The sequence below is a fragment of the Bradyrhizobium sp. UFLA05-112 genome, assembly GCF_053572325.1.
The window spans coordinates 1-4,818 of the sequence record NZ_JBANBK010000176.1 but is presented as its reverse complement, the minus strand read 5'-3'; the positions used below and the strand labels follow the sequence as shown (position 1 = coordinate 4,818).

Genomic DNA, 4,818 nt, shown 5'->3' with positions numbered 1-4,818 from the left:
GCGACGTCGCTGCTTCATGTCCACACTCCATCTCTGCTAAAAGATTAGAGTGTTGCACCGACCGGTTGAGTCCACCGCACAAAGGGCGACATCGACTGTGCACGCAGGCGGCTAGTTGTTCCAAACGATATCCCGCGAAGAATTGTCTTAAGTGAATGCGTGGGGGGGGAGCATGTGGTCAGCATCGAGCATGACTAATCACGATCCACTCGCCAGCCGTGGCCAACTCGCGATTACCGAGAACCGTCTGCTGCGTTCGGAACACAAACGACTTCGCGAAGAGCGCTGGCATGCGCGCGAATCGTTGCGACTGCAACTCCTTGAGAGTGCCTCCCTTCATACTGAAACTCGCTGCGTGAAGGATGAGATCATCGCAAGTTATTGCACGACGAAGCGGACCTTGGTCGCTTATTCCTTATGCGGGAGCGGGATCAGATATGATGCAAGCGTCCCAAACAGGTATCAGGTGGAGGTTCTGAAAGCAGTTCCCTAGCTTTTGCAATTGCTTTTTGCCGCAGAGCAATGGCATCCGCCATTTCGGCGGGCTCGGCGCGGGAGATGGCGGACTTACTCTTCTCTAAGGCTGCTTCTCGAAAGTTCGCATCGACCCGACGGATGTGAGCCATGGCTGCGCGGAGCGAGACCACCACTGAGTATGGGGGACGATCTGGTCGCGTTGACGAATGGAGCCCACGCGGATGGCGTAAATCTTGGGGCCTGCTCCGAGCGCCGTCGCGTAGACATGCGTTCCACATTCCGGGCAAAACGCTTGTGGCCTTTTGTTGCCGCTTTCGGCCGTCTTGACGTAGATTTTTGGCTCGCCCGAGAGCAACTTGAAAGTGTCTTCCCGCGTGAAGGCGTGCACGCGGAAAGCAGAGCCGGAGAACGTCTGGCAGTCGGTGCAATTGCAGAGCAGGGTCTTGTCCGGCTCGATCTCGGCCTCAAAGGTGATGTATCCGCAGTGACAACGCCCGTCGATTTTCATCTTAATCCTCCGCAGCGCGTTCGTGCGCAAGCTCATGCTAACCTGCTCATGGTCTCGGTGTGCATGTTTGCGAACCGAATTCGCAAAGTTCCGTTTTACTGACCGGACCCCAACGAGGCGTGCGGAGACTTCGCAGAAGGGCCAGCACTGGCCTCATGCGCCGCAGCACGACGGCACTATTCGATGACCTCGTCGGCGCTGGCGAGTAATGAGGCAGGTATTTCGAGGCCAAGCGTCTTTGCGGTTTTCAGGTTGATCGCAAGAATGAACTTCGTCGGCTGGTAGACGGGGATATCCTCTATCTTCGTGCCCTTGAGAACTAGGTTCAACTGTTCAGCCATGCGGTCCGGTAAATCGCTCAAGTCGGCCGCGTAAGACAGGAGTCCGGGGCCGTTCTCGACAACATCAGGAGACCAGCCAATGGACGGGAACCGATATTTCAACGCCAGCTCAGCGATGAGGTTTCTGTAAGTCCAATTGCCACCTAGCCCGTTAAACATGAGCGCGTCTGCGGACTGCTGTGCCATGGTCTCAAACGCTCGACGATAGTCCTCTTCCTCTGCCCAATGGTCCATCGATACGCCGATAATTGAAATGCCCGAATTGCGCCCGGCCTCGACAACCGCATGCCCCCACGCTCCTTCCCAATCGTAGCGGCTGGAGAGATAGGCGATGCGCGACGCAGACGGGACGGCCTGCCGCAGGATATCGAGGTGTTTTCCCTGCATCTCGATCCCGGCGTCCATGGCGACGCCGGTGATATTGCCTTCCGGCCGCGCCATGTTTCGCACCAGTCCGGCATCGAACGATGGAAACATTGCAGCGATTGGAATCGTGAACGTCTCTTTTGCGAACTGAGATATGAACTGGTTGTCCCAGCTAGTCATGATCACATCGGGCTTTGCTTGCACAACGTCGCGTGCGATCTCTGCGTAGCGTTCAGGCCGATTCTCAGCGAAATATGTATTCGCGACTAGATTCTTGCCTTCGATGTAACCAAGCTGGCGTAAGCGATCGAACATACGGCTAGCAAAGGGCCCCCGCGGTTGAACAGCGAAATGCCAGCAAAGCGCCAGCCGATAGACCCTTTTTGGCTCGGCAGCCCGGAGCGCGGTAGCCGTTATCGTGGCCAACAATCCTGCGAGAAGATCGCGCCGTCGCATGTGGCTCCCTCAAGGACCACGCTCGTGGGATGAGAAGGTTAGCACTTTCTCACGGCGCGAGAGCGGTAAAGTGAGGACCGCATCCTTCGGTCACGAGCAGTAAGGTTCAGAGCGAGCAAATGTCGTCGGTCTGTGCCTCAAAGCAGAGGCAGGGGGGAGTGCAGGCCCCAGTCGAGGCAGCCTAGCTATCGGCGCAGGATTGAGCGGACCGCTACTGGGCTCGACGTCGCGCTCTATCCCCGTCCTGTCTCCATTGACCGAGCAGCGCGCATGCCTCACTTCTCTCCGCGTCGCTTGGCTGGCTGTCGGGATGCAAGCATTTCATGAGCTTGCCGTAAGTCGCGAACGTCATGAAGCCCTTCCGGCGACTTTCCCCCTCATACCATTTAGTCATGTCTTGCAGCGCGAGGCGCAGGTTGCGGTTCGTCTCCATGAGGCGAGCCACCTCGTCGGGATCAATCGGCGGCGGTGCGGGCTTGGCCGCCATGGCCTTGGTTGCTGCATGCTGTTTGCGCTCATCAGCAAGCGCAATCTTCAATGCCGCGTTCTCTTGCTGAAGGGCGGCGATCTCGATTTCCCTTCGCGCCTCGGCCAATTGCTTGGACTGTTCGGCGACGACGTTGCGCAGTCGTTCGATTTCCTCCTTCCGTTTGGTGCGCCATCGCGCTTGCCGCTCGGGATTGTTGAGACCCATGACGATCTCCCTCCGTTACGTAACGGCTATCATCGCCATGTCGGCGGGGCCGTCAATTGAAAATCTCCGACCGATCTGTTGCTCAAGCTGATGCTTAAGACCTGCACCAAGGCGGCGCGGTCGCGGCTCGGGGATAGCGGGGCGGCGCTGTCGCTGTGCGCGGGGGGCGTTACGGCTATCGGGGCGTATGCAGGGGCGTATCGCGGCTACCGCTACGGTGTCGGTGCGGCGGCGGTTGGAGCCGCCACGGTCGGCGCCGCCGCGGCGGGGGCCTACTACCGCTGCGGCTGCGGCTACGACGCTTACGGCAACTGGGTTTGCCCCGGCGGGTATCCGTACTGATCGGCGACGCCGCTTGGCTTAAGCCGCTGATGCAGTCTCGACATAGCGCACAGTGATCGTGTCGCCTGTGGCCAGGCGCCGTAGTCAGAGGTTGGCTCCATTCCCCATTGCACCTCCATGGCCCATGACGCCCAAGGGTCTAGGGCTCGGCATTGATCTGCATCAAATTTGGTCAGGGCTGATCCTGTTAGCGAGACATGGGGCGTGTAGATCGTCTGTTCATTGCGCTGCTCGTGCTAGCCGCGCTGGGAGCGCTGGCCGTCGCCATGATCTTGCCGGACTGATGGGCCCCGCAGTCTACTGTGTCGGTCGTCCCAAATGCGTTTGCTGCACTTGGCGCATTGAAACAGGCGGTCGAGCCCAGACAAATGGCCATGAGCAAACTGCCGCTAAGTCCGCGCGAGAAGCGGCTCCTGAGGCGCTTGGCGGCTGGGAAGAGTGATGCTCAGATCGCCGAGCGAATTCGCGGGACCGCCAAGCAAGTTGCACAGCAGCGAGCCCGGCTGCTCGCCAAGCTTGGTATCGACTCGCAGGCCGAGATCGCGGTCGCCGCCGAGCGACTGGCAAGCTGGAGCACCTACAAAGGCTTAACGTAGGCATCGGGATTTCGATCCGCGCGCCGGTCGTTTGGGTTCTGCCGAAAAGCGGGGTGCGCGGGCCAACGTGGTCCGAAGCGGCACCAGCCGCTGACAAAAAGGCCGAGCAACCTGCGCATGTACTCTTTGCGCGTCAGTCAATGCATGGAGCAGATGCGAGCGATGGCTAGCTCTGAAGCTCCGCTTTCGACCCCCTCAGAAGCTACGAAACTACTGGCACAAGGTTCACTTTCTGACGCCTCAGCCTGTGCTTTATTGGTATCGCGCACTTTGCCGGTTCCGAGCCCCCTATCGGCGGATGTGCGTATGACCCCGGCGCAGCCCACACAACTGCGCCGGGGCCCCAATGGTGGTCCTCGATGGAAGTTGAGCAGGAACGTCAACGCGGTTTGGAATTGGGGCGGCGATGGGCTGAGCACGCTTCCGCCCATGACCTTGCTACAATGGTGAGCGGATCGTTCGATGAGGTCTGCAAGCTACTACCCTCCGACGTATCGGATCATTTCGTGAGACTGTTGCGAAGCCTGTGCGGCTATGCGGTGGCGAAGATCTTTCAACAATTCCTAAACGGATCGTAACTACGGCCTCATCGGACCCCATGCGCCGTCGTCGCGCGACTGGTTCAGCCGATAATTCTGCCAGCCATGAGAGCTGCCGAAAAACAGACAATCGCAAGTCCTGCCGCAATTAGTAGAGCAGTTTTCAGCTCTCCTCCCATGTAAGCTCACCGCGCTCAAAAGGTGCGACCGTGATCCCGTCGGGTCGGCGCGCCAGTAGCCGCTCCAGGTTCGTCTTGCGCAGGTGTAGCGGCAGATTGCGCAGGTCGTCGCCGTCCATCGCGAGGACATCGAACGCGTAAAGCTGCACTTCGTGATCGTGCTTGCGGGAGTGCAGGGCGTTGAAATCGGAGATGCCGTCGATGCCGAGGATCACGGCCTCGCCGTCAATAACGAAGTGCTTCTGGCGGTTCTTCAGCGCGGCCTCGGCGATCCACGGATAGCGCTTGGTCCAGTCGCTGCCGTTGCGGGACAGCAGGCG

At 59.4% G+C, this 4,818-nt stretch carries 5 protein-coding genes; 1 reads left to right on the top strand and 4 read right to left on the bottom strand.

What is annotated here, in order from left to right; all coding sequences use genetic code 11:
* Window positions 1-577 precede the first annotated feature (577 nt).
* From SO180_RS41975 to SO180_RS41965, 3 genes are all read right to left on the bottom strand, one after another.
* Window positions 578-985 carry a GFA family protein gene (locus tag SO180_RS41975; protein WP_449384636.1) on the bottom strand — a complete coding sequence of 136 codons (408 nt, stop codon included), beginning with the start codon at window positions 983-985 and terminating at the stop codon, window positions 578-580.
* A 176-nt stretch (window positions 986-1,161) separates the two neighbouring features.
* Entirely contained in the window at window positions 1,162-2,148 is a 987-nt protein-coding gene (locus tag SO180_RS41970) for an ABC transporter substrate-binding protein (protein ID WP_449384635.1), read from the bottom strand.
* A 211-nt stretch (window positions 2,149-2,359) separates the two neighbouring features.
* Window positions 2,360-2,842 (bottom strand): hypothetical protein, encoded by a 483-nt coding sequence (locus SO180_RS41965; RefSeq protein ID WP_449384634.1) that lies wholly within the window; start codon window positions 2,840-2,842, stop codon window positions 2,360-2,362.
* 644 nt (window positions 2,843-3,486) lie between these two features.
* On the opposite strand from SO180_RS41965, the gene SO180_RS41960 reads away from it, so the two are divergent.
* Complete coding sequence (locus SO180_RS41960) at window positions 3,487-3,780, top strand: response regulator transcription factor (RefSeq protein WP_449384633.1); 294 nt, start codon at window positions 3,487-3,489, stop codon at window positions 3,778-3,780.
* Between the two features lie 702 nt (window positions 3,781-4,482).
* Here SO180_RS41960 and SO180_RS41955 read toward each other — a convergent pair.
* Window positions 4,483-4,818 (bottom strand): ATP-dependent DNA ligase (locus tag SO180_RS41955; RefSeq protein WP_449384632.1); only part of this gene is annotated, 336 nt, incomplete at its 5' end.

Excerpts from the sequence above, each read along its gene's own strand:
- SO180_RS41975 (WP_449384636.1), bottom strand. The coding sequence starts at position 985 with ATGAAAATCGACGGGCGTTGTCACTGCGGATACATCACCTTTGAGGCC.
- SO180_RS41970 (WP_449384635.1), bottom strand. The coding sequence starts at position 2,148 with ATGCGACGGCGCGATCTTCTCGCAGGATTGTTGGCCACGATAACGGCT.
- SO180_RS41965 (WP_449384634.1), bottom strand. The coding sequence starts at position 2,842 with ATGGGTCTCAACAATCCCGAGCGGCAAGCGCGATGGCGCACCAAACGG.